Genomic DNA, 23397 nt, shown 5'->3' with positions numbered 1-23397 from the left:
CGGGAAGCCGGGCCCGTTAGGCTCTGGGGTTGTGGGAGAGAGTCGGCTGGAGATGGGGCGGGTTTGGGCGGCTCGGGGGGTTATTGATCGGGTGTTTCTGGATTCGCCTCAGTATCGGTGTGAGGCGTTGGAGGGGGCGCTGGGGTGCGGGGTGAGTGTCAAGCTTGAGACGGCTAATCCGGTTCGCAGCTTCAAAGGGCGCGGGACTGAGTTGGTTGCGAGCCAGTTGGCGGCGGGTGGGGCGCAGGCTGTGGTTTGTGCGAGTGCGGGGAATCTGGGGCAGGCGCTGGCTTGGTCGGGGCGGCGCCGGGGGCTTGAGGTGACCGTTGTGGCTTCGCGGTTTGCGACGAAGGCGAAGCTGGATCGGATCCGTGCGCTGGGCGCGACGTTGGAACTCGTTGACGGGGATCACGAGTTGGCGCGTGAGCGGGCGGCAGCGATTGCGGAGTACGAAGGAATTCGGCTGCTCGAAGACAGTCTGGATCTCGAGACGTGTGAGGGCGCGGCGACGATCGGGCTCGAGCTGATGGAGGGTACGCCGACGTTCGACACCGTGCTGATTGCGCTTGGTGGCGGGGCTATGGCGACCGGCGTGGGTTATGTGGTGAAGGAGTTGGCGCCGGACGTTGACGTGATTTGCGTGCAGCCGCGTGGTGCGCCGGCGTTGACGCGTTCGTGGCACGAGCGGCGGGTTGTCACGACCGACTCCACCGACACGATCGCCGACGGAGTGGCCGGCCGGTTCCCGATCCCGGAGGTCCTCGACGACCTTCTCCTGATCGCGGATGACGCCGTACTCGTTCAAGAGGAATCGATCATCAGCGGTATGCGCCTGCTGCACAACCACGCGGGGCTGATCGTCGAACCATCCGCCGCGCTTGGCGTCGCCGCGGTCCTCGAAGACCCGACGCGCTTCGCCGACCGCCACGTACTCACGATCATCTGCGGCAGCAACGTCGACCTGCCGGCGTACCACCGCTGGATCGGCGCGCCAGGCGGTTGACGTCAGACCAGCGCCGCGACCCACGCGTCGTGGTGCTCGGCGACGTACGCGGCGGCCGGACCCCAGTAGTCGGCATGGCCCTCGTCGTACATGCGCGCCCACGGTTGCTCGCCGGTCTCATGGCCGCGGATCAGTACGTCGTACTGTCCGCGCGTGCGAGCCGCGATCTGTGCGGGAAGGGCGCGCCGCTGCTCCAGGTCGAGGCCGTAGCCGTCCACGAGCGCGCGCAGCCGCGGCCCGTCGACCTCCACGTCGCCTCCCGCGACGAACGGGAGGAACGCGGTTGCTGCGTACCCGAGGTCCCAGAGTCGCGACGACGGGCCGGCGTTGTCCCAGTCGATGAATACCCAGCGCTGGTCGTTGCGGACCAGGTTCCAGGGCGCGAGGTCGTTGTGGCAGATGAGGTCGCCGCCGGCGGGATCGGGGACGATCACGTTCCAGGTGACGTCTGACGGTGGCTCGAAGGACTCCATCGTGTCGTGGAGCTCGCGAATCAGCCGGCCGATCCGCCGCAGCTCGTCCAGAGTCGACGGTGGTTGCGCGTGGGCGAGCTCGCCTGGCACGTACTCGAGGACGTGCCTGTCCTGGTCGTCACGCCCGTACGTGCGCGGCGCGCCGTCGAACTGCCTCTCGGCGAGGTGCTCAAGCACGGCCTCGACCCCGGGCGTCTGGGGCAGTGCGGGCTTCCGCACGGTCGCCCCGATCCGCACGACGCGATCGGCGACGTTCCCGCCCGTCAGCACTTCTTCACGCTCCACCCCGCCATCCTGCCGAACGTAGGCTCTGTCGGCATGGAATTAACAGCCCGCCAGGCCCGAGCCGTTGAGATCAGCAAGCTGTACGACCGCTACAACACGTCCGCGGGCCGCACCGAGTGGACGACGGGCGACCTCGCGCTCGGCTTCGTCGGCGACGTCGGAGACCTCGCGAAGCTCGTCATGGCGGTCGACGGGCGCCGCGAGATCGACGATGCCCGGACCCGCATCGGCCACGAGCTGGCCGACTGCCTCTGGTCCGTCCTGGTCCTTGCCGACCGCTACGAGATCGACCTGGCCGCGGAGTTCACCCGCATGACCGACGAGCTGGACGCCAAGCTCTCAGTTGCGGTGGGCAACTAGTCGGGTGAGGCCGAGGGCTTGGCCGGCGTCGGTGCGGAGCATCTGGGCTTCCTCGCGACCCGGCGTACCGCTGTCTTGGTCGCAAGCTTCGTTCCATTGCAGCCAGTCTCGCCAGCCGTCGGGGAGCTGGTCGGCGAGCTCGACGGTGACCAGGCCGGTCTTCTCCCAGTGCCGACGCCACCACGCGGGACTGTGCCAGGCGCAGAAGTCCCATTTCCAGTACGGCGCGAGGTGCGGCGGGGGAAGCGTCTCGTACTCCGCGACGAGGCCAGGTTGCACGATGCCGAGCCGGCCGCCGCGTTTCACGAAACGTGAGTAGTAGCCGAGGTACAGGTCGTCGGTGCCGAAGTAGTGGTACGCGCCGATGCTGACGAGCGCGTCGAAGAAGTCGTCCGCGAAAGGCAGGGCATGGGCTTCCGCGTGGATCGGATGAACCTGGTCTTCCAGGTGAGCGTCGGCCACGCGGCGCAGGTTCTCGTCAGGCCTGACCCACAGGTCGGCCGCCCACACCTCAACGCCGTACTCCTTGGCCAGAAAGATCGAGCTGAGCGCGGCCCCACACCCCAGGTCGAGCACCCGCATCCCGGCCTCAAGCGCCATGACCTCAGCCAGCGCCTCCGCCTGCCACACCGGATTCGGCCCCATCCCACCATCAACCATCCACCGCCCCGGGTACGCCGCGGACCGCGGGTAACGCTCGTTCCTCAACAGCACCTCGAGCTCGCCATCATCCATACGACGCGAGTCTCCGATCCCACCCAATCCCAGGCAAACGGTTATCCCCAGATGACGGTTGTCGTCGAAGCACTCCGCCATTTCACCGAACCACCCGCGACGCAGGCGCTTCATCAGTGACAGCTGCGACGATATGCAGCGCGGCGAGAAGTTTCTTGGGGCGTTGTCGATCTTGGGGTTGGTTGTTCGACCTGGGGGTGTAAGCGGGCCGAGAGGCGGTTCGTGGGGACGAGGAGAGAGCGCGATGGCGAAGTACATGTTGATCATGCGGGGTACCGATGAGTCGAATGCGGCGGTGATGGCCGGGTTCGAGGAGTTGGCGGCTTCGACGTACCATTTCATCGAGGAGTTGATGACGGCCGGGGTGTTCATCGCGGCCGAGGGGCTGGATGATGCGGCCGAGAGTGTGGTGGTCGACTTCAGCAGTGAGGCGCCGGTGGTGACGGACGGGCCGTACGGGGAGACGAAGGAGCTGTTCGGGGGCTACTTCATGCTCGACGTCGCGTCGAAGCAGGAAGCCGTCGAGTGGGCCAAGCGGCTACCGTCGGTTGCCGGGTCCAAGATCGAGGTACGGCGGGTTGCCGGCGAGGACGAGCGGCCGCCGGGTCACGAGGAGTCCGCCGAGGCCGGGGAGCGGGCTGGGAGTGAGAGCGCCGGCCGGGTCTGATGGATACGGCGGATGTCGAGGCCGTCTGGCGGATCGAGTCGGCGCGGATCGTGGCCGCGCTGACCCGGTTCACCGGGGATTTCGCGCTGGCCGAGGACGCCGCGCAGGAGGCGGTGGCCGAGGCGCTGGTGTCGTGGCCACGCAACCCTCCGGCCAGTCCGGCCGGCTGGCTGATGGCGACGGCCCGGCGGCGGGCGATCGACGCGATCCGCCGCCGTACGGCGCTGAAGGATCGGTACGCGCTGCTCGCGGCGGATCCGGTCGTCAACGAGGACATCGACCCCGACCGGATCGACGACGACGTCCTGGCGTTGATGTTCATCAGCTGCCACCCGGTGCTCTCGCCCGAGGCCCGGGTGGCGCTGACCCTGCGGGTGGTCGCCGGCCTGTCGTCCGAGCAGATCGCCCGCGCGTTCCTGGTCCCCGTACCGACCGTGCAGGCGCGGATCACCCGCGCGAAGAAGACGATCGCGGCGGCCGGCGTACCGTTCGAGCTGCCGCCGGCCGATGAGCGCCGGGAGCGGCTGGGCGGCGTACTCAGCGTCGTCTACGTGATCTTCACGGAGGGCTCGACGGCGACGTCGGGCGACCTGCTGGTACGCCGGGATGTCGCGTACGAGGCGATCCGGCTGGCCCGCACGCTGACTGCGCTGCTGCCGGACGAGCCCGAAGTACACGGTCTGCTCGCGCTGTGCGAGCTGACGGCGGCGCGGTTCCCGGCCCGCACGAGCCCGGATGGTTCGCCGATCCTGCTGGAGGACCAGGACCGGCAGCGGTGGGACCTCTCGGCGATCCACCGCGGGCTGGCCTCGCTGGCGAAGGCGTCGGTGCGCGGGCTCGGCCCGTACGGCCTGCAGGCTGCGATCGCCGCCGTACACGCGTCGGCGCCGTCCGTGGAGGCAACCGACTGGGACCGGATCGTCGTGCTCTACGAGGCCCTCGGTCGGGTCGCGCCGTCGCCTGTGGTCGAGCTCAACCGAGCCGTCGCGGTCGCCATGGCCTCCGGTCCGGCCGAGGCCCTGGACATGGTGGACGAGCTGGTCGCGTCGGACCGACTCCCCGGCTCACACCTGGTCCCGACCGTACGGGGCGAACTCCTCACCCGCCTCGGCCGCCTCCCCGAGGCCCGCGCCGAACTGGAACTGGCCGCCCGCCTCTGCACCAACGAACGCGAACGCTCAGTACTGCTGAACAAAGCAGCCGCGCTGGGCTGACCGGGCTACTCGCCCGTGGCGCCGTCGATGCGCTCGCGGAGGAAGTCTGCGTGGCCGTTGTGGCGGGCGTACTCCTCGATCATGTGCAGGTAGATCCAGCGCAGCGTGTAGTCCTCGCCCGGGCTGACCGCGTCGAGGCTGAGCCCCGCCACCGCCGTACGCGATCGCGCGACACTCGCCTGGTAGCTGGCCAGGTCGTCCGCGGCCCGCGTGATGTCGACGACGTCGCTGCGGTTCGTCGAGCCTGGCTGATAGTCCCAGAAGTACAGGTGGTCCGGTTGGTCGTCGTACTCGTGGAACCAGGCCTCGACCCCGGACAGGTGCCGGACAAGCCCGAGCAGCGACAGCGTCGAGGGCGGCACCGACCGCGTCGCCAGCTGCTCCGGCGTGAGGCCGCCGCACTTCTGGAGCAGCGTGGTGCGCTGGAAGTCGAGGCGGTCGTCGAGAGCGGACCGCTCGTCAACCGGGTTGATCGGCGGCTCGGGCCGCTCGGGCGTGGTCCATGTCGACATGCCGGCGAGGTTACGTGTGGGTCGACCCTGCGGCTACCGAGTTAGGCCTTCTGAGCCCTACGGCGGGAGAATCAGTGTGTGAAGAAGCCAGACGCCGAGCCCGTGGTTGCGCGCAACCGGAAGGCTGCGCATGACTACCAGCTGGGTGAGTCCTGGGAGGCGGGGATCGTGCTGGAGGGGCCGGAGGTGAAGGCGCTTCGGGCCGGGCGGGCGTCGCTGGTCGGCGGGTTCGCGCAGGTCGAGAACGGCGAGATCTGGCTGCACGGCGTGCACATCCCGCAGTACTCGCAGTCCCGTTGGTTCAACGGCGGCTCCCGCCGCAAGCGGAAGCTGCTGCTGCACCGCGCCCAGATCGACAAGATCGAGCGCAAGGTCAACGAGAGCGGCCTGACGATCGTCCCGACGTCGCTGTACTTCAAGGACGGCCGCGCGAAGGTCGAGATCGCCCTTGCCCGCGGCAAGAAGACCTGGGACAAACGCCAGGCCCTCGCCGAACGCGAAGCGACCCGCGAGGTCGAGCGCGCGGTCAACCGCCGCCTGAAGGGCCGCTCGGACTGATCCATTTGTTAGCGTGCGCCGGTGGACGATCTGGGATCCGTACCGTGGCCGCCGACACCGATCAAGACTGAGCGACTCGTACTGCGAGAGCCCGAGGCCCGCGACCGTACGACGTTCATCGACCTCCTCGCCTCACCCGAGGTCAACACGTACCTCGGCGGCCCCCGCCCCCGCGACGAGCTCGAACGCGGAACGCCTGACGTCCCCGAGCGCTGGCCCGGCAGCTTCGTCGTCGAACTCGACGGCACGATGATCGGCTGGATCCTGCTCCGCCGAGCAACCGACCACCGCCGCCCGGCCGCCACCGGAAAAGCCGACCTCGGCTACCTCTTCCTCCCCCACACCTGGGGCAACGGCTACGCCCGCGAGGCCTGCACCGCAGCCCTCACCTGGTTCGACACCACCCACCCCGGCGAACCCATAATCCTCACCACCCAATCCGCCAACCTCCCCTCAATGCACCTAGCCGCAGCCCTCGGCTTCACCGAACTCGAACGCTTCGAAGCCTGGAACGCCGAACAATGGCTCGGCCTACGCCCTCCGGCGAGCACCGTCTGACCTCGCGCTGGAGCTGTTGCGACGGACGAGATTCTCGTCGGTCGGAAGAAAGCCGGGCCCTGCGAGGTTGCGGGTGGCATGATCACACTTGTCGACCGCACCGTTGCGGCTCTGCGTGCCAATCACGACACCCTCGCCGCACTGGTACCGACCTTGACGCAGGAACAGCTGAACGGCCGTAGCGGAGCGGAGGAGTGGACAGTCGCGCAGGTTCTCTCGCACCTCGGCAGCGGCGCCGAGATCTTCCGCAAGCCGATCGGGATCGCGGCCGGCGAGCAGGTCCAACCTGAGGAGAACCAGTCGATCTGGGCCCGGTGGAACGCCTTGTCCCCGGCCGACCAGGCGGCCGGATTCGTCAAGTACGACCAGGCGTACGTCGATGCCGTCGAGGCGCTCAGCGCCGAGCAGCCCGACAGCACGATCGACCTGGGCATCCTGCCCGAGCCGGTACCGCTGGAGGTCGCGCTCGGCATGCGACTCAGCGAGGTCGCCAACCACGCCTGGGACGTACGCGTAGGAGTCGACCCGTCCGCGACCGTGGACGCGGCCTCGGCCGACTTACTCATCGAACTCCTCGCCGGCCCGCTGGCCTTCCTCCTGGGCTTCTCCGCCAAGACTGACGAGCTCGACCAGGAAGTCCGCCTGGCGATCCCGGGCGGCGGCATCACTATCACCGACACGGTCACCGTGACCACGTCACTCGACGACCCCACAGCCACATTCGATGGCCCGGCCGAGGCCGTCACGCGGCTACTGACCGGACGGCTCCGTGCCGAGTACTCCGCCGGCGTCAGCGTGACCGGCAACGTCACCCTGGACGAACTCCGGAACGTCTTCCCCGGCTACTGACGGATCCGGTGGTAGGCCTTGCAGCCCAGGCACAGCCCGGTGGATGCGTTGAGGGCTGCCAGGCCGAAAGCGACAGCGGTGAGGCCGTAGCCGGCGACATCGACGCCGAGTACGAAGGTGGCCAGCGCCAGAGCGGTGAACACGAAGCCGACGAACTGGCCGAATCTCTGCGGCCGGGCATCTTCCAATTTCGCCGGCGCTCCGATCCGCGGCCAGATCACCCGGGCAAAGATCTGCGCCCACACCGACCACTGAAAACTCACGAACGCGGTGAACGCAAACACAGCCACCTGCGAGGCGAGCAGGCCGAGGCTCAACGGCCGAGCAATCTCGACGATGAGCAGTACGACGGCGAGCACGCTCGCGGTGGCCCCGGCGCTGAATCGCAACAGGCGCGGATCGACATGGGCGCGGAGCGGACACGCACCAATACCGGAGCCGCCCATGTGGTACTCCAGAGAATGAGATGCCAGCCAGCCGACCCGACTGAGTCTACTCGGCCCTGCACCTGGCAAATTTCGCCATGGTAATCTGAGGGTCGCAGGCGCGGGTTCACCCCGGTCGTAGGGCGCAGCGGCTCACCGAGCCGAAAGGGCAAGGCCCACCTACTTCTAGACCGAAGAGGGAGCGCCATGCCCAAGCTCGAAACGTACAAGAAGCAGGCGAAACTGCTCGTTCGCTGGCACCGCGAAGGAAACTTCTCGATCGGCGGTCGCATCCGGCAGCTTGAGCGCTATCGCACGTTGTCCGACCGCGAAGCACTCGCGCTGAAGTTTCCGCTCACCGAAGCCCAAGAGATCATCGCCCTCGAAGCAGGCTGCGCCAACTGGGCCGAACTCAAGGCGAGCACGGAAGTGGCCCCGCCCACCAGCGAGCAGCCGCAGCCCCAGAACACGGCAGTCGCGAGCGCCAAGCCGGTGCTGTACGTCGCCGACGTCGCTGCGGCGGCCACGTTCTATCGGGACCAGCTCGGCTTCCGGATCGACTTCTTACACGGCAACCCGCCGTTCTACGGCTCGGTATCGCGCGACGGCGCGACGTTGCACCTGAAGCTCGTACACGAGCCGGTTTTCGCCGCCGGCGCCGCGGAACGGCAGGGGCTCATCATGGCATTCATCGACACGCCGAACGTCCGCGACCTCTACACGGAATATCAGACCGCCAACGCCGAAATCATCCAGAAACTAACCAAACAAGCCTGGGGCGGCACCGACTTCATAATCCGCGACCCCGACGGCAACGCAATAGCATTCATCGGCTGAGACCCGACGCGGCCGAAGCATGACCTGTTGCGTCATGAGAGGAGTGCTGGGGTGGGTCATGACGCTGTTGGTTCGAGTTCGACGCGGCTGATCACGTTGCGAGGCAACAGCGGATCGGGGAAGTCGGCGGTGGCCGCCGCCATCCGTGCTGCGCGCCCAGCTGGCACGGTTGCCGTCCTCGGACAAGACGTCATCAGGCGCGACATCCTGGGAACAGGGGACGACGCAGGAGGCCACCCGATCGGGCTCATCGACCTTGCTGGGAGATATCTGCTGGAGCGAGGCTTCGATGTGATCATCGAAGGGATCCTGAACGCGAAGTGGTACTCGCAAATCCTCCCAAGCCTGGTTGCAGATCACCGCGGCGTGTCTCGCAGCTACATCTACGATCTGCCCTTCGAGGAGACCATCCGCCGGCACTCGACAAAGCCGGTCGCGACAGCCTTCGGCGAAGCCGAGATGCGACAGTGGTACCGCGGACTCCAACCGATCCCCGACCTCGCCGAAAGCGTCATCACGGCCGACGACACCCTGGACGCCACGGTCACCCGCATCCTCCAAGACTGCTGGCCATCAGACTCCTAGAACGAGCGCCTCAGCTTCTAGGCCCATCCCGCATCAGGCAAGACCGATCCGTGCCCGGCGAACCGAGAGGTGCCGTCCCGGCTTCGGGCCGGCATGTCCTCCGGCAGCTCGGCAGTCCCCGGATCGAGTTGAGCCTGGCGCCGATCAGTGGCAATCCGCTGCTGGGTGACGTAGTCAGAGAGACCGGCTAGCTCTCCCCGATCGCCGGCTCATGCAAGTACGTGACGAGCTTGCCCAAGGCATTGGCGTACGCAATCTCACGGCGGGTGGCCTCCCCGATGTACCCGCCGGGGTTCACGATCCGAACCTCATCCGCGAGGTCGATCCTGCGCAGATGCAGTTCCCCCAAGGCCCGCACGAGCAACGGATCCAGCACAGGCGCCTCGGCGCCCTCCGGAGCCAGAACGATCGCCAGATCGAGCGTCAAGCGCATGCGCTCGCTCGCAAACTCCCTGCCAAAACGCAGCGAACCACACAGACAAACGACCTTCGGACGAACCGGCACGTTGAACATGAACACCCTTCAAGAGCCGAAAACCCCTCCAGCATCCCATCCCGCCGTTGACACCCAGCCAGTGGACGGCGTCAGTCGATAGCCCATGCCAGACTCCCGGCGTGAGCTACGAACTCCTCTATGTCTGGTGGCGACATGAACCGCATCGTGAATGTAGCGATCGGGCTCGGCGGTCCGCTCTATGACCCGCAGGCAGGTGAGCGCTTCGCGTTCGACGGCCACTGACCCGCACGACCTCGGCACTCGCCCATCTGCAGATGCGTACGTTGGCCGGCCCCAAGGTTGGTCGCCAGACGTCTAGCCTGTCGCACATCAGCTGACGGGCATGCGTCGCGGACCTATTGGCGGAGTAAAGGGTCAGGCGAGCGCGGTCGTCAGCTCCGCCATCAGCCGAGGCCGCCGGCACTCTGATCGCGACCCCCTCGACTGCGCACCGGAGGTTGTCGACCAGGTGCTCATCGTCGCTCGCCGGTACCGGTCGTTCGGGTCAGGCTGGGTCAGGTATTGCCTTCGGTCCATCGCGTATATGACGACTCGTTGCCCTCGCCGAAGGACTCGACAAGACCGGCTGCGATCGCGTCGCACATCACGCCGGTTCGGCCGGCTCGCGCATCGTCCATTCGTGCGGGAGCGCCGCGAACCACATCACGTCGATGCGTTCGCCCTGCCACACGCTGTGTGCGCGCATCGTTCCCTCGTGTACGAACCCCGCTCGGCGGGCCACCGCGGCTGACGCTTCATTGTCCGCCTCGACCGTCAGGAAGGCGCGAGCTGCGCCGAGCTCGAACAACCACTGGGTGAGCAGAACCACCGCCCGAGTCGCATACCCGCGCCCCCGCGCGCCCGGCCCGATCCAGTAGCCGAACTGCGCTACGTCTCCCTTCGACCAGTCATCGACGCCACAGCAGCCGACCAGGCCACCAGAGGCTGCGTCCGTGATCGCGAAGGCAACACCAGATGGTGGCTCCGCCGCGCCGAACGCCCGCCAGCACGACGCGAACTCGTCGATGATCGCTTCAGCGTCCTCGATCGAGAGCGGCGGAGCCGGTCGTCCGAGTCGGTCATGGGCCCCGTTGTAGCGTCGGATCGCTGGATCGGCGAATGCTTCCGCCATGAACCTGGCGTCATCTCGCGACCAAGGTCGGAGAGTGACCACACCATCTGAGAGCGACACGACCGGAACGTCGGCATCCGGTTCACGCACGTCCATCGGCTCCGTTCGCACAGTTCCCCGGGAGTACGAAAAAGCCCAGGTCAGGGGTATCTGCCTGGGCTTTCACTATGCGCGCTCGGAGGGATTCGAACCCCCAACCTTCTGATCCGTAGTCAGATGCTCTATCCGTTGAGCTACGAGCGCTGGACAACGTCGAGTAACGATACATGGAGGGGGTGGGTGTAGGCCAATCGGCTCTGGAGGGCGGCGCGGTGGCGGGTGTTGGGTGGGTTCTGAGCCCTACGATCCGCGCATGGGTATCGAGGATTTGCTGGGCGGGCGGGATCTGGGGGACGTCAAGAAGGCGGTCGGGTTCGTGCTCGAGAACTCGGACGACTTCAAGAAGGTGCTGGAGCTCGTACGCGGGCTGCCGGACGGGGCGGTCGGGTTCATCGGGCAGCTGCCGGACCTGCTGAAGACGATCGGGACCGGGCTGGCGGAGGCCGGCGAGCAGGCGGCGAAGGCTGCTGGGGCGCTGGTCGGGGATGACGGCGAAGGTGGCGCGCGGAAGGCGCTGACCGGGAGCGCGGGCACGATGAACGCGGCCAAGGACCGGCTGAAGGACGCGGCCGGGATGCTGGCCGGGCTGGCCGGCGAGCTGGACAAGATCCCCGGGATCGGGGACGCGGCGGCGAAGAAGCTGAACGACGGGAGCGGGCAGATCGGCGGGGTCGCGACCGAGGTCGAGAGCCTGGCCGGGAATCTGAAGGACCTGTCGGACATCCTCGGGACGGTCGGCGATGCGCTGAAGGGTTTGGGCACGAAGCTCACCGAGTCCGGCGGGTCGGTCAAGACGCTGCTCGGTTAGCCGGGCGTACGCCGGGGTGCGCGAGACTCTCGTACGACGGGATCGCGCGCACCGGACGGATCCAACCTGTTGGGCAATCAGGTGCCGTTGGCAACCATGCGTGGGTTGGCGGCGCTGCAACCATGCGTGGGTTGGCGGCGCTGCAACCATGCCTGGGTTGGCGGTGTGCGGCACCGGACGGGCCCGCGTTTCAGGGGACGGATCAGCGTGCACGCCCATCACCACCTCCTGCTCCCCGACCGCAGACACGCCCCACCACGGGGTAGTCGACGCGGCGGCAGCCGCAGACCGCGCGCGGCAGCGCGCAAGAGACCGATCGGCGGGTGAGAGCGTGCGCGGCGGCCGGTGAAGGTGTGGGGACGACAGCAGCAGGCTTGTCGGAACCGCGTGAGGGGGGTTTGCGTCTAAGGCGGGTCCCGGGACCGCCGGGGACATCCGTACGGGTGTTGCCTGAGTGGTTAGGGAGGACCTCCGCGTGGTTAAGGTCGCGGGCATGGGTAGGCGACTGGTTCGGGGTACGGCGATCGGGTGTGGGGTGGCTGCTATTGCGGGTGGGGGGATCGGGTGGGCGGTCGGTGAGCCGGTGACGCCTGCGGACATCGTGGCGGCGCGGACGATGCCGGCGGATCTGTGTGCGCGGATCGGGGACGTCTCGAGCCTGTTGCCTAAGGCATCCAATGTGGTGATGACGCAGGTCGGGAGTACGACGATCACCTGCGAGGCGGGCAGTTCCCGGGCGAAGGTGCGCGCGTACACCGCGGCCGGCGTGAAGGTCACGATCACGCCGTACGGCGGGCAGGACGTCGGCGCGGGCAACAAGCCGTTCACGCCGGCGCAGACCGCGAAGAAGGTGTTCACCCGGTCGCCGATGAAGACGCTCGACGAGGACCGGCCGTACCCGACGAAGGTCAGCCGGACCGCGAGCGGCATGGCCGGCGAGTCATGGGCCGTACACGCACTGGTCCAGCGCGCCGACATCGTCGTACAGGTGGATTACACAGCCAACCCGGTCGACGCCGACGTGGCGCAGAAGGCCGCGCTGGCGCTGGCGGATCGCGTCATCTGGGAGAGCAAATGAGTACGCCGGAGATCCCGGGCTACCAGCTGGATCAGCGACTGCTCCAGCACCCGCTCGCGGAGTTGTGGCACGGCCGCACGTTCACCGGGATGGAGATCGTCGCACTCGTGCTGAGCGAGGACGGTGCGCGTGACGCGACCGTCGTGGAGCGGCTCACCCTCGCCAGCCGCGACGCCGCGCTCGTGCCGGGCCAGCAGGATGCCCCGCTCTGGGCGGCCAACTTCAACTCGAGCCGCCCGTACGCGATCACCCAGCTGATCCCCGGGCAGACCGGCGCGGAGCGCCTGATCGACCCGCTCGACGGCATCATCGGCAACGACGACGTGTCCCTGCAGGCAGTCCGCGAGCAGCTCACCAGGTACGGCGCCACGCCGCCACCCCTCCCCCTGCCCGACCACGACCCCACCACGGCACCCGCACCCGGCACCACACCCAGCACCGCACCCGGCACCGGCAGCGCACTCGGCACCATCCCGTCGTACGCCGACCACCCGCACCAACCCCAGCAGCCGACCCCCACGGACCAGTCCAAGATCGACGTCGCCCGTCAATACAGCCGCAAGATCGGCTCCTGGATCTACGCCGTCGTCGCCGTCGTCGTCCTGATCGTCTTCAGCATCACCTACTCGATCGGCTCCGCCATCGGCAGCGCCGTGAAGAAGGACGACCCGGTCGAGGCCACTGCCCCGGCCGTCAGCCCGGAGGCGTACCCGGCCAAGGTCCTGATCCCACCGATAAACATCGTCACGACAGCGCCCTACAAGCGCCCCGACGGATCACCCGGCGTCTTCGGAGCGACGTACGCCGCCGGCGCCGACCTCCAGGTCATTGCGAACGCCGAGCTGCCGTTCGCGCTCGGCTGGCCGCGGCCGCCGCAGGTGGTGCGGCTGGGTGAGTCCTCGCAGGTGATCCTGCGGAAGATCGTGACCGCGACCGAGTACGACCCGAACGGCCTGAAGAACTCGTTCCAGGCGCAGCTCGCGCTGCACCCGTGCGTGAGCCTGGCGCAGTGCCTGGCCGACCGGCCCTCGTTCGATCAGCTGTGGACGAAGATCTACAAGACGACCGCGCCGGCGACCGCGAAGGACGCGCGGACCTGGCTGACGGTGTCGACGAAGGCGCCGTACACGATCACGATGACGCACGCGTTCCTGAGCGGCGGTCAGTGGTGGCTGGTCGGCGCGATGGTCCACGGACAGGTGGCCGAGGCGCCGGACGTCCAGCGGATCGTCAACGACATCTGGCGGCAGACCAGTTGATCGACCGCAAGATCTGCTGAAACGGCCCGCGCGAACAGCGCGGGCCGTTCTCATTTTCACAAGCGACACCGGAAAGCGATTGTCGCGAAAACTTTGTGACCGGGTTCACTTTCTGGCGGTTCACAGCCCTCGGGTCGTTCGCGTACCGTAGTACCACTTGCACACTGGTATACGCCCACTGGACGCACTGGTATGCGAGCGAGTACACCGCCAGCCAGCTGCATCGAACCGCCGGAGACCCCGGCGGCCGGACGCCGTACCCGCCTTTCAGCGTCGAGGGGCCGAACGTCGCCGGGCCCGACAGCCGAGAGGGAATGAGCCGCGAATGACGACAACCGCCAGCCCGACCCATACCGAGACCGCCACCTCAGCAGCCACCAAGGACCCCCTCCCCGGCGAAAAGCCCACGCCGTACGACCTGACCACGGCCCCGACGCAACACGCCGGCCTGCTGAACTGGGTGGCCGAGGTCGCCGAGCTCACGCAGCCCGACCGGATCCACTGGGTCGACGGGTCGGAGGCGGAGTACGCCACGCTGACGAACGAGCTGATCGCGGCCGGCACCATGGTCCGGCTGAACGAGGAGAAGAAGCCGAACTCGTTCTGGGTCCGCACCGACCCCAGCGACGTCGCCCGCGTCGAGCAGCGCACGTTCATCTGCTCCGCGGACGAGAAGGACGCCGGTCCGACCAACAACTGGATGGACCCGGCGCAGATGAAGGCGCTGATGACGGAGCTGTACCGCGGTTCGATGCGCGGCCGGACGATGTACGTCGTCCCGTTCTGCATGGGTCCGTTGACGGCGGAGAAGCCGATGTTCGGGGTCGAGATCACCGACTCGGCGTACGTCGTCGCCTCGATGCGGATCATGTGCCGTACCGGCGCCGACGTGCTGGCGAAGCTGGGTGAGGACGCACCGTACGTCCCCTGCCTGCACTCGGTCGGCGCACCGCTGCAAGAGGGTGAGCAGGACGTCCCGTGGCCGTGCAACGACGAGAAGTACATCGTGCAGTTCCCCGAGGAGCGGGCGATCTGGTCCTACGGCTCCGGGTACGGCGGCAACTCGCTGCTCGGCAAGAAGTGCTACTCGCTGCGGATCGCGTCCGCGATGGCCCGCGACGAAGGCTGGCTGGCCGAGCACATGCTGATCCTCAAGCTGATCTCGCCGGAGAAGAAGGTGCACTACGTCGCCGCCGCGTTCCCGAGCGCCTGCGGCAAGACGAACCTGGCGATGCTCGACCCGACGCTGGAGGGCTGGGAGGTCGAGACGCTCGGCGACGACATCGCCTGGATGCGGTTCGGCAAGGACGGCCGGCTGTACGCCGTGAACCCGGAGTTCGGCCTGTTCGGTGTTGCCCCCGGCACCGGTTGGAAGACGAACCCGAACGCGATGCGCACGATCGAGAAGGGCAACTCGGTCTTCACCAACGTCGCCCTGACCGACGACGGCGACGTCTGGTGGGAGGGCTACTCGCCGACCCCGCCGGACCACCTGACCGACTGGAAGGGCCGCGAGTGGACGCCGGGCAACGGCGAGCTGTCGAGCCACCCGAACAGCCGGTTCTGCACCCCGATCGAGCAGTGCCCGATCCTCGCCGACGAGTACGACGACCCGAACGGCGTACCGATCTCCGCGATCATCTTCGGCGGCCGCCGCGCCACGACGGTCCCGCTGGTGACCGAGTCGCGCGACTGGGCGCACGGGGTGTTCATGGGTGCGACGCTGTCGTCCGAGACCACCGCGGCCGCGGTCGGCCAGGTCGGCGTCGTACGGCGGGACCCGATGGCGATGCTGCCGTTCCTCGGGTACGACGCCGGGCAGTACTTCGACCACTGGCTGACCGTCGGCAAGCAACACGACGCGGCGCAGCTGCCGAAGATCTTCTACGTGAACTGGTTCCGCAAGGACGACGCGGGCAAGTTCGTCTGGCCAGGCTTCGGTGAGAACAGCCGCGTGCTGAAGTGGGTCATCGACCGGATCGAGGGCCAGGCCGACGCGGTCGAGACCCCGATCGGCCGGGTGCCGGCCGCGGACGCGCTCGACGTCGCCGGGCTCGACCTGACCGCGCAGGACCTCGAGATCGCGCTCGACGTCGACGTCGAGGAGTGGAAGGCCGAGATCCCGCTGATCGAGGAGTGGTTCGCCAAGCTCGGCGACACCGTCCCGACCGAGCTCAAGGTCGAGCTCGACAACCTCAAGGCCCGGCTGGGCTGATGAACGCCGGCCGCCGAATCGGAAGCCGGCGGCCGGACCGACAGCGCGGTGCCTCGGCTCACCTGCCGGGGCGCCGCGCTGTGCTTTCGGCCAGCACGCGCTGCACCTCGTCGTCGCTCACCGACGAGAAGTCCTGGTACGCCTGCCCGACCGCGTTGAAGTACCGCGGGATCCACACGCACACGACCTGATCCGCGATCCGCGCCAGCCGCCGGCAGCTCTCCACACCACCCACCGGTACGGCGACGATCACGCGCGCCGGCCGCTGACGCCGTACCGCCTCGACCGCTGCTCGCATCGTCGAACCGGTCGCCAGCCCGTCGTCGACGAGGATCACCACCCGATCCCGTACGTCGATCGGCGGCCGGTCCCCGCGGTACGCCGCTTCCCGCCGGCGCAACTCGAGGACCTCGCGCCGCCGTACCTCATCCATCGCGGCCGCGTCGACCTCGCGCGCGATCTGCTCGTTGCGCACGACATGCAGTTCCTCGCCGACCCCCGCGATCGCGCCCATCGCCAGCTCCGGCTGCCCCGGCAACCCCAGCTTCCGCACGATCAGCACATCGAGCTCCGCCCCCAGGGCCTCCGCGATCGGCCCGGCTACCGGCACGCCGCCGCGCGCCAGGCCGAGCACCAGGACCGAACCGGCGACCTGCCCGAGCTCATCGGCAAGCACCGCACCGGCAGCCGCCCGATCAAAATACGGCCTCCTCATCCCGCCATGATCCAACTACGTTGAGCCCATGCGAATCCCTGAGATCGGACCACGGGCATGAAGATCGGTGTGATGCTCCCGCTGGGTGCAGGCGACGGGCCCGGAGGCGGTATGCCCGGGTGGAAGGACGTGCGGGCGGTCGCGGAGGCGGCCGAGGAGGGCGGGCTGGATTCGGTCTGGATCGCGGACCATTTCCTGTACCGCGACCCGGAAGGGCAGATCTACGGCATGCACGAGTCGTGGACCCTGCTGACCGCGGTCGCGGCGGTCACCTCCCGGGTGGAACTCGGGAACATGGTTCTCTGCGCCTCGTTCCGGGATCCCGGCCTGACGGCGAAGATGGCGGCGACGCTCGATGAGGTCTCCGGCGGCCGGCTGATCCTCGGCGTCGGCGCGGGCTGGCACGACCCGGAGTACGAAGCCTTCGGCCTGCCGACCGACCACCGGGTCGGCCGCTTCGAGGAATGGCTGGAGATCGTCGCCCGGATGGTCCGCGGCGAGACAGTCACCTACGAAGGCACCTACTACAAGACGCAGGACGCGAACCTCGACCCGGCCCCGCCCCACCGCATCCCGATCCTGATCGCCGGCCACCGCCCCCGGATGATGCGCCTGACCGCGCAATGGGCCGACCTGTGGAACACCGCCTGGTACGGCGCTGCGGACGCCAAGGTCGAGGAACGGCTGGAGACGCTCCGCGAGGCGATCGAGACCGCCGGCAAGCCCGCCGGCGCGGTGGCCCCGACCGTCGGCGTCGTCGTCCGCGACCCGGACCAGCCACCCGTCGCCGACCCCGATCCGCGCGCGATCGAAGTACAGGATCTACCTGCGGCGCTGGCGGCGTACGAGAAGCTGGGCGTCGAGCACCTGATCATCTCGCCTGAGCCGATCAGCCCCCGCACGGTCGAACGCATCGCCGAAGCGAGGAGCTAACAGCAGAGGGCCGCCCGATTGGGCGGCCCTCAGATGCTGCGGAGGCGGCGGGATTTGAACCCGCGAGAGGGGATTACCCTCAACCCGCTTAGCAGGCGGGCGCCATCGACCGGACTAGGCGACGCCTCCTCCGACGGCCCACTCACAGAGCGGACGCGACGACGGCCAAGAGTATCTGCTCGACGGGTCCGGCGGCAAAGCGGGTGGGTGGCAACTCCCCGGACACTCTGAGTGGTTGAGGCGGCACGTTGGGGCAGTAGCCCACGGCCCCTGTACTGTGGCGACATCGACGGGGGTCGCCAGCATCACGCGTCAACCAACTTGGTGTGGTGGGCGTCTGAAGTACCGTGGGCCGCTGCGCGCGGCCGACGGAGGGGTCGCCACGTCGTCGATCAGGGAACGGAGCCATGTCGCGGAGTACTCGCGCAGCCGGTCGGAGGGCAGCGCCTCGTGCCAGCCGGTCCCGGCACCGTTCGCACCGGGCCAGGACGACGTCGAAGGCGATCGGTCTGACCCTGCTCAGCGCCCTGGTGCCAGGCTCCGGCCTGTTGATGGGCGGCCGGAAGAAGCTCGGTGCATTTGTCCTGACGATCAGTGTGGGTCTGCTGCTGATCGCGGCGTACGTCGGTCTGACGCAGCGCGACTCGGTCCTGGCGCTCGCGGTCTCGCCGCGGCAACTGCTGATCGCGACCGGTGCCGTCGTACTGCTCGGGGTGCTCTGGATCTGGGTCGTCGTCGCGTCGCACAAGCTGCTGCGCCCGGTGAGCATGACCTACACGGGCCGGCTGGCGGGCTCGATGTTCGTCGGGTTGCTGTGTTTCGGGATCGCCGTACCGACGACCGTCGCCGCGCAGACCGTGATGGCGCAGCGCGACCTGGTCGGCAGCGTGTTCCAGTCCGAGGGCAACTCCAAGAGCGCGACCCGGCCGAAGGTGACCAACGCGAGCGACCCGTGGGCCAAGACCCCGCGGCTGAACCTGCTGCTGCTCGGCGCCGACGACGGCGTGGGCCGGACCGGTGTCCGCACCGACACGGTGATCGTCGCCTCGATCGACACCAAGACCGGTAACACCGCGCTGATCTCGCTCAGCCGGAACTGGATGCGGATGCCGTTCCCGGAGGACTCGCCGCTGCACAAGGTGTACCCGGACGGGTTCTGGGATCCGAACAAGGGCAACGTCGAGCAGCCGGAGTACTACCTCGACGCGATGTACGACAACATCCCGAAGGCGCATCCGGGGATCCTCGGCCAGACCGACAACGAGGGCGCGGACGTGGTCAAGCTGGCCGCGAGCGCCGCGCTGGGTCTGGACATCGACTACTACATGCAGGTCAACCTGGCCGGGTTCCGGCAGATCATCGACGCCGTCGGCGGCATCACGGTGAACGTGAACTACCGGGTCCCGATCGGCGGCGACTACGGCGAGGGTCCGGGGTCGAACACCGAGAAGAAGCCGAGCGGCTACATCGAGCCGGGCCCGAACCAGAAGCTCGACGGCTACCACGCGCTGTGGTTCGCCCGCGGCCGGTACGGCCTGAGCGACCCGTCGCGGCAGGAGCGGCAGCGCTGCACGATCCACGCGCTGGTGAACAGCGTGAACCCGGCGACGCTGGTGACGAAGTACCAGCAGATCGCCTCGGCCGGCAAGCAGCTGCTGCGCACCGACATCCCGCAGGAGATCCTGCCCGCGTTCATCCAGCTCGGCCTCAAGGTCAAGAACGCCAAGGTCAGCAACATCGACCTCGACAAGAACAAGAACTTCCCCACCGGCAAGAACCCGGACTACACCGCGATGCAGGAGATCATCCAGAAGGCGCTCGCCGCGCAGACCAACCCGGTCGCGTCGACGCCGACGGTGAAGCCGACCAAGAAGCCGACGAGCGGGACGACGACGAAGAAGCCGACCGCGCCGAAGGCGACGGTGACTCCGGGCGCGGCCGAGAACCTGAACGACGCCTGCGCCTACAACCCGAGCCAGACCGGCAACGGAAACTGAGACAAATTCGGTTGGTTGAACCCCAGCGACGGAATCATTACAACTCAATGAAACCAAGTCACACCTGGGGGTGACTGTGAGGCGTTCGCTGGCGGTTGTGGCCGGAGCCGCGGTTCTGGTCTGTGCGGGCTGTAGCGCCGAGCCGGAGAAGGGCTCCGCGCCCTCGGCCGGCGGTACGACGAAGACGAGCGCACCGCCTGCGTCGACGGCACCCAAGCCGAAGCCCACGCCGAGTGCGGTCGCGCTCTCGGTGCCGATGTACCAGCGGGCGCTGACGAACGTCGAGAAGACGCTCAAGCCGTCGGTCGCCCGGGTGATGAACGCGCAGACCATCGCCGCCTTCGACGCGTCCCGCGCCGTCCTCGCCAAAGCAGTCGTCATCGAACGCGCCGAGCTGGCCAAGATCACGCCGCCGACGGGTCTGGTGGCGGCGCATCCCGCCGTACTCGATGCCTTCGATGCGTACGCCGGTGACGTGAGCACCGAGCTGAGCCGGGCCGGGGGTACGAAGACCGGCTGCGGTTTCCCGAAGGCTCTCGACGTACGGCTGTACGAGGCGAAGAGCGGGCTGCGGTTCGCGTACGCCGAGCTCGCGCAGAGCGTGCAGAAGTCGATCGGTAGGGGTGTGAAGTTCGGTGCGGTGTCGGTGCCGCCGAAGCTGGCCCAGCCGGCCGTGATCGCCGGCCGGGGCGAGAACGGGGACGTGTTCCAGCGCTCCGGTCCGCGCGGATCGGGGTCGCTCGAGATCAAGAACGCCGGCGACGACGTGGTGATCGTCATTGCCGGCAGCAACCCGCGGCAGCCGCAGGCCTCGATCTACGTCCGGGCCGACAAGACCGCGACGCTGAACGGGATCCGCAGCCAGGACTACTGGGTCTACTTCAAGTCCGGGACGAGCTGGGACGCGAAGAACCACCGGTTCACCGAGAACTGCTCGTACCAGAAGTTCGACGACATCTTCGACGGCTCGTACAACTGGACGATCAGCCTGGCCAAGACCCCGCTCGGCAACGCGTCGTCGTCGGAGACGGAATCCTTCTGACATGGTCACCCTGGACGGATGAGATCCTGTGTCGATGCGTACGACGTACCGGATGCGGTCGGGACGGTTCCTCGGGATCCTGGCCGCCGGGCTGATCATTCTCGGGGTAGCCGCAGTGCTGTGGGCGCTGGGGCTGCCGTCGGTTGCCGTGTCGGTGTTCGTCTCACTCGGCGGGGTGATCACGCTGGCCGGCCTGTGGATCCTGGCCCGGCCGCCGAAGGTCGCGCGGCTGCGGGACGGCGACATCGAAGTACGCGGTCTGCGGACACCGTGGACCGATATCACCGAGGTCGGGCGGGTGGAGACCACGCACGGCGAGGCGATCGTGCTGCGGACCAAGCAGCCCGACCACCCGATCCTGCTGCCGCTGTCCTGGCTCGCGCCGAAGCAGGTGCCGGTGCTGGAGGCCACGCTGCGGGACAAGCTGAACGCGGCGCACGGGTACACGATCTGGGACGGGACTGTGCCGGAGGACACCGGCAGCGCAGAATGATCCGGTGCTTTCCTTCGAACTGTCGTACGACGAGCTACTGACCTACCAGGGCACGAACCCGCGCCCCGCGGACTTCGACGAGTTCTGGGACAAGGCGCTGCTGTCCCTGGACGAGGTCCCTGCCGACGCGGAGTTCGTGGACGCGACGGACTTCCCGCTGACGACGGCGACCGCGCAGCACCTGTACTTCACCGGGACCGGCGGATATCGGGTGCATGCGAAGGTACTGCGGCCTGCCGAGCCGACCGGGCCGGCGGTGCTGCTGTTCCACGGGTACGGCGGGGAGCAGCCGAAGTGGGTCGAGCTGCTGCCGTATGCAGCGCGCGGGTTCACGGTCGCGGCGCTGGATGTGCGGGAGCAGGTCGGCTTCCGTACGTCGTCCCAGGAGAGCAACAGCTTCTCGCTGCAGCACCATCTGGTGCACGGGTTGGACGCGGGGCCGGATGGGCTGCTGTACAAGCACATCTTCCTGGACACGCGGCGGTTGGCCGATCTCATCGGTGGCTTGCCGGAGGTGGATGCGTCGCGGATCGCGACCACGGGGTGGAGCCAGGGCGGTGGGTTGTCGTTGGTGGCGGCGGCGCTGACGCCGTCGATCAAGTACACGGCGAGCGTGTATCCGTTCCTGTGCGACTACCAGCGCACGTGGGACCTGAACCTCGAGACCGGGCCGTACGACGAGATCGTCACGTGGTTCCGCAAGCGCGACCCGAGGCACCTACGGCAGGACGAGGTGTTCACGACGCTGGGCTACATCGACGTACAGAACCTCGCCCCTCGCATCCAGGCCGAGGTGACTCTCTTCGTCGGCCTGGAGGACCAGGTCTGCCCCCCGTCCACTCAGTTCGCCGTCTACAACAAACTCAAGTCGGCCAAGGAGACTCGCCTCTACCCCGACTTCGGCCACGACGACCTCCCCGGCGCCCACGACGACATCTACCAACTAATAGGCACCAAACTCTGAGCCGTAGAGCTCCAGGGTGATTCTCGGGTCGCCCAGGTCGTTGATGGCTTGGATCAGAGTGTCGGCTTCTGGGTCGTTGCGGTCGACCAGCATCACGAGGCGGTTGGTGTAGTGGTCGACGCCGCCGCTGATGCCTGTGGTGCCGGTCCACGTGGTCTGGTGTGGGAGCAGGCGGGAGGAGAGCTCCTGCAACTCATCCGCGGAGTACTGGACTTGGACGAACAGGACACGCAGCCAGGTCGGGTTCGTGACCAGCAGGAGGAGCCGGGCCTGTTGGAGGGCATCCTCCGTGGTCATCTGCACCGTCAGCGTTGCTGTCTCGAAATCCCACAGCATCTCGCCGTCATACGCCCGCAGGGGCGACAGCAACCCACGAATCCGGCCCCGCTCCTCCGAATACCGCGCATCCCCCGTGATATCCAACGGCAGCCACCCACCACCAACCTTCTTCTCCACAACCCCAGGCTAAGCAGCACCTACAGCAGGAACCAGTAGTCAGCAGTCGGGGCGGGTCCAGAGGATTGAGTAGCGGAAGAGTAGGTGGCGGCGGTAGGTGGCGCCGGGGAGGAGTTCGGTGGTCAGGGCCTGCACTTCGGGGTAGGTGGTGGGTGGGGGCCAGACGATTGGGGAGGGGTGTTCCCAGTGGGACTTGGTTGCGCGGTGGGCCAGGTTTGCGGCTACGCCGGCGGCTTCGCGTGGGAGGTCCCGGGGCAGGTTCGGGCGGGCTAGACCGACGACGGCGAGGACGCCGCCCGGACGGACCAGCGAGCGCATCCGGAGCAACCCTGTGCGGGCGTCGACGTGGTGGAGGGTGGCGACGGAGGCGACGACGTCGTACGACGACAGCTCGAGGGGATAGGCCAGGAAGTCGCCGTGAACGTACGAGATGTCGTCGTCGTACCCGCGGGCCAACTCGAGGCTCGGGGTATCCAGGTCGATGCCGGTGACATCCGGTACGGCGTCGCGCAGCGACCGGGTCAGCATGCCCTCGCCGCAGCCGATGTCGAGTGCGCGCGTCGCGCCGGGTGGGACGGACTGGAGGATGCGGGAGTGGTAGTGGATGTTGTGGTTCCACCGCTGGCTCATCCGACCATCCTCGTCGAAG

27 protein-coding genes and 2 tRNA genes are annotated in these 23397 nt (G+C 67.9%); 18 read left to right on the top strand and 11 right to left on the bottom strand.

Annotation, left to right across the window (positions count from 1 at the left end):
- The first annotated feature begins 52 nt into the window (after positions 1-52).
- Positions 53-1003: a threonine/serine dehydratase gene (locus tag ACFWUU_RS29575; RefSeq protein ID WP_380181773.1), complete on the top strand. Its 951-nt coding sequence runs from the start codon at positions 53-55 to the stop codon at positions 1001-1003.
- 2 nt (positions 1004-1005) lie between these two features.
- On the opposite strand, the gene ACFWUU_RS29570 is transcribed toward ACFWUU_RS29575, so the two are convergent.
- Complete coding sequence (locus tag ACFWUU_RS29570; protein WP_380180118.1) at positions 1006-1761, bottom strand: phosphotransferase enzyme family protein; 756 nt, start codon at positions 1759-1761, stop codon at positions 1006-1008.
- 33 nt (positions 1762-1794) lie between these two features.
- On the opposite strand from ACFWUU_RS29570, the gene ACFWUU_RS29565 reads away from it, so the two are divergent.
- Entirely contained in the window at positions 1795-2121 is a 327-nt protein-coding gene (locus ACFWUU_RS29565; protein WP_380180116.1) for a nucleotide pyrophosphohydrolase, read from the top strand.
- Here ACFWUU_RS29565 and ACFWUU_RS29560 read toward each other — a convergent pair.
- The gene (locus ACFWUU_RS29560) at positions 2101-2856 is read right to left on the bottom strand and encodes an SAM-dependent methyltransferase (protein ID WP_380180114.1); all 756 of its coding nucleotides are present in this window, start codon (positions 2854-2856) and stop codon (positions 2101-2103) included. The genes ACFWUU_RS29565 and ACFWUU_RS29560 overlap by 21 nt on opposite strands.
- 244 nt (positions 2857-3100) lie before the next feature.
- Between ACFWUU_RS29560 and ACFWUU_RS29555 the strand changes: the two genes are divergently transcribed.
- Both ACFWUU_RS29555 and ACFWUU_RS29550 read left to right on the top strand, forming a co-directional pair.
- Entirely contained in the window at positions 3101-3523 is a 423-nt protein-coding gene (locus ACFWUU_RS29555) for a YciI family protein (RefSeq protein ID WP_380180112.1), read from the top strand.
- Complete coding sequence (locus tag ACFWUU_RS29550) at positions 3523-4737, top strand: RNA polymerase sigma factor (protein WP_380180110.1); 1215 nt, start codon at positions 3523-3525, stop codon at positions 4735-4737. Before ACFWUU_RS29555 ends, ACFWUU_RS29550 begins: the two co-directional genes overlap by 1 nt.
- Before the next feature lie 5 nt (positions 4738-4742).
- On the opposite strand, the gene ACFWUU_RS29545 is transcribed toward ACFWUU_RS29550, so the two are convergent.
- Entirely contained in the window at positions 4743-5249 is a 507-nt protein-coding gene (locus tag ACFWUU_RS29545; RefSeq protein WP_137255637.1) for a DinB family protein, read from the bottom strand.
- A 78-nt stretch (positions 5250-5327) separates the two neighbouring features.
- Between ACFWUU_RS29545 and smpB the strand changes: the two genes are divergently transcribed.
- From smpB to ACFWUU_RS29530, 3 genes are all read left to right on the top strand, one after another.
- Positions 5328-5807 (top strand): SsrA-binding protein SmpB, encoded by a 480-nt coding sequence (gene smpB, locus ACFWUU_RS29540; RefSeq protein ID WP_380180108.1) that lies wholly within the window; start codon positions 5328-5330, stop codon positions 5805-5807.
- A gap of 21 nt (positions 5808-5828) precedes the next feature.
- Entirely contained in the window at positions 5829-6365 is a 537-nt protein-coding gene (locus ACFWUU_RS29535) for a GNAT family N-acetyltransferase (protein WP_380180106.1), read from the top strand.
- A 78-nt stretch (positions 6366-6443) separates the two neighbouring features.
- On the top strand, positions 6444-7214 hold the full coding sequence (locus ACFWUU_RS29530) for a maleylpyruvate isomerase family mycothiol-dependent enzyme (protein WP_380180104.1): 771 nt from the start codon (positions 6444-6446) through the stop codon (positions 7212-7214).
- On the opposite strand, the gene ACFWUU_RS29525 is transcribed toward ACFWUU_RS29530, so the two are convergent.
- Positions 7208-7660: a DUF4395 domain-containing protein gene (locus ACFWUU_RS29525; protein ID WP_380180102.1), complete on the bottom strand. Its 453-nt coding sequence runs from the start codon at positions 7658-7660 to the stop codon at positions 7208-7210. The two genes, ACFWUU_RS29530 and ACFWUU_RS29525, sit on opposite strands and share 7 nt — an antisense overlap.
- Positions 7661-7846: 186 nt before the next feature.
- Here ACFWUU_RS29525 and ACFWUU_RS29520 point away from each other — a divergent pair, with 186 nt between their 5' ends.
- Positions 7847-8476 (top strand): glyoxalase superfamily protein, encoded by a 630-nt coding sequence (locus ACFWUU_RS29520; protein ID WP_380180100.1) that lies wholly within the window; start codon positions 7847-7849, stop codon positions 8474-8476.
- Positions 8477-8605: 129 nt separating this feature from the next.
- Positions 8606-9061, top strand: coding sequence for a kinase (locus ACFWUU_RS29515; protein WP_380180098.1), 456 nt, complete (start codon positions 8606-8608; stop codon positions 9059-9061).
- A gap of 187 nt (positions 9062-9248) precedes the next feature.
- Here ACFWUU_RS29515 and ACFWUU_RS29510 read toward each other — a convergent pair whose 3' ends face one another.
- The 3 genes from ACFWUU_RS29510 to ACFWUU_RS29500 form a co-directional block, all read right to left on the bottom strand.
- A complete protein-coding gene (locus ACFWUU_RS29510) occupies positions 9249-9575 on the bottom strand; it encodes a hypothetical protein (protein WP_380180096.1) in 327 nt (108 codons plus the stop codon).
- 586 nt (positions 9576-10161) lie between these two features.
- Positions 10162-10785: a GNAT family N-acetyltransferase gene (locus ACFWUU_RS29505; protein ID WP_380180094.1), complete on the bottom strand. Its 624-nt coding sequence runs from the start codon at positions 10783-10785 to the stop codon at positions 10162-10164.
- A gap of 74 nt (positions 10786-10859) precedes the next feature.
- Positions 10860-10932, bottom strand: a tRNA-Arg gene (locus ACFWUU_RS29500).
- Between the two features lie 109 nt (positions 10933-11041).
- Between ACFWUU_RS29500 and ACFWUU_RS29495 the strand changes: the two genes are divergently transcribed.
- From ACFWUU_RS29495 to ACFWUU_RS29480, 4 genes are all read left to right on the top strand, one after another.
- Positions 11042-11596, top strand: coding sequence for a hypothetical protein (locus ACFWUU_RS29495; RefSeq protein ID WP_137255648.1), 555 nt, complete (start codon positions 11042-11044; stop codon positions 11594-11596).
- Positions 11597-12089: 493 nt separating this feature from the next.
- Positions 12090-12674, top strand: coding sequence for a hypothetical protein (locus ACFWUU_RS29490; RefSeq protein ID WP_380180092.1), 585 nt, complete (start codon positions 12090-12092; stop codon positions 12672-12674).
- Positions 12671-13933, top strand: coding sequence for a hypothetical protein (locus tag ACFWUU_RS29485; protein WP_380180090.1), 1263 nt, complete (start codon positions 12671-12673; stop codon positions 13931-13933). The genes ACFWUU_RS29490 and ACFWUU_RS29485 overlap by 4 nt, the downstream gene beginning before the upstream one ends.
- Before the next feature lie 325 nt (positions 13934-14258).
- A complete protein-coding gene (locus ACFWUU_RS29480) occupies positions 14259-16148 on the top strand; it encodes a phosphoenolpyruvate carboxykinase (GTP) (RefSeq protein WP_380180089.1) in 1890 nt (629 codons plus the stop codon).
- Positions 16149-16206: 58 nt separating this feature from the next.
- Here the strand turns inward: ACFWUU_RS29480 and ACFWUU_RS29475 are convergent, their stop codons facing one another.
- The gene (locus ACFWUU_RS29475) at positions 16207-16863 is read right to left on the bottom strand and encodes a phosphoribosyltransferase (protein ID WP_380180088.1); all 657 of its coding nucleotides are present in this window, start codon (positions 16861-16863) and stop codon (positions 16207-16209) included.
- Positions 16864-16920: 57 nt separating this feature from the next.
- Here ACFWUU_RS29475 and ACFWUU_RS29470 point away from each other — a divergent pair, with 57 nt between their 5' ends.
- On the top strand, positions 16921-17796 hold the full coding sequence (locus ACFWUU_RS29470; protein ID WP_380180087.1) for an LLM class flavin-dependent oxidoreductase: 876 nt from the start codon (positions 16921-16923) through the stop codon (positions 17794-17796).
- Positions 17797-17835: 39 nt separating this feature from the next.
- Here ACFWUU_RS29470 and ACFWUU_RS29465 read toward each other — a convergent pair.
- A tRNA-Ser gene (locus ACFWUU_RS29465) sits at positions 17836-17925 on the bottom strand.
- A 278-nt stretch (positions 17926-18203) separates the two neighbouring features.
- Between ACFWUU_RS29465 and ACFWUU_RS29460 the strand changes: the two genes are divergently transcribed.
- From ACFWUU_RS29460 to ACFWUU_RS29445, 4 genes are all read left to right on the top strand, one after another.
- Positions 18204-19793, top strand: a complete 1590-nt coding sequence (locus ACFWUU_RS29460; protein ID WP_380180086.1) for an LCP family protein — start codon at positions 18204-18206, stop codon at positions 19791-19793.
- Between the two features lie 76 nt (positions 19794-19869).
- Positions 19870-20835: a hypothetical protein gene (locus tag ACFWUU_RS29455; protein WP_380180085.1), complete on the top strand. Its 966-nt coding sequence runs from the start codon at positions 19870-19872 to the stop codon at positions 20833-20835.
- Between the two features lie 34 nt (positions 20836-20869).
- Positions 20870-21328 carry a hypothetical protein gene (locus ACFWUU_RS29450; RefSeq protein WP_380180084.1) on the top strand — a complete coding sequence of 153 codons (459 nt, stop codon included), beginning with the start codon at positions 20870-20872 and terminating at the stop codon, positions 21326-21328.
- 4 nt (positions 21329-21332) lie between these two features.
- The gene (locus ACFWUU_RS29445; RefSeq protein WP_137255657.1) at positions 21333-22292 is read left to right on the top strand and encodes an alpha/beta fold hydrolase; all 960 of its coding nucleotides are present in this window, start codon (positions 21333-21335) and stop codon (positions 22290-22292) included.
- Here ACFWUU_RS29445 and ACFWUU_RS29440 read toward each other — a convergent pair.
- Together ACFWUU_RS29440 and ACFWUU_RS29435 are read right to left on the bottom strand one after the other, a co-directional pair.
- Positions 22272-22748 carry a hypothetical protein gene (locus ACFWUU_RS29440; RefSeq protein WP_380180083.1) on the bottom strand — a complete coding sequence of 159 codons (477 nt, stop codon included), beginning with the start codon at positions 22746-22748 and terminating at the stop codon, positions 22272-22274. The genes ACFWUU_RS29445 and ACFWUU_RS29440 overlap by 21 nt on opposite strands.
- Positions 22749-22787: 39 nt before the next feature.
- Complete coding sequence (locus ACFWUU_RS29435; protein ID WP_380180082.1) at positions 22788-23378, bottom strand: class I SAM-dependent methyltransferase; 591 nt, start codon at positions 23376-23378, stop codon at positions 22788-22790.
- Positions 23379-23397: the final 19 nt, after the last annotated feature.

Source organism: Kribbella sp. NPDC058693, assembly GCF_042715335.1.
GTDB classification, from domain to species: Bacteria; Actinomycetota; Actinomycetes; order Propionibacteriales; family Kribbellaceae; genus Kribbella; species Kribbella jiaozuonensis.
Note: the sequence above shows the minus strand (reverse complement) of the source record. Positions and strands in the feature narration are given on the sequence as shown.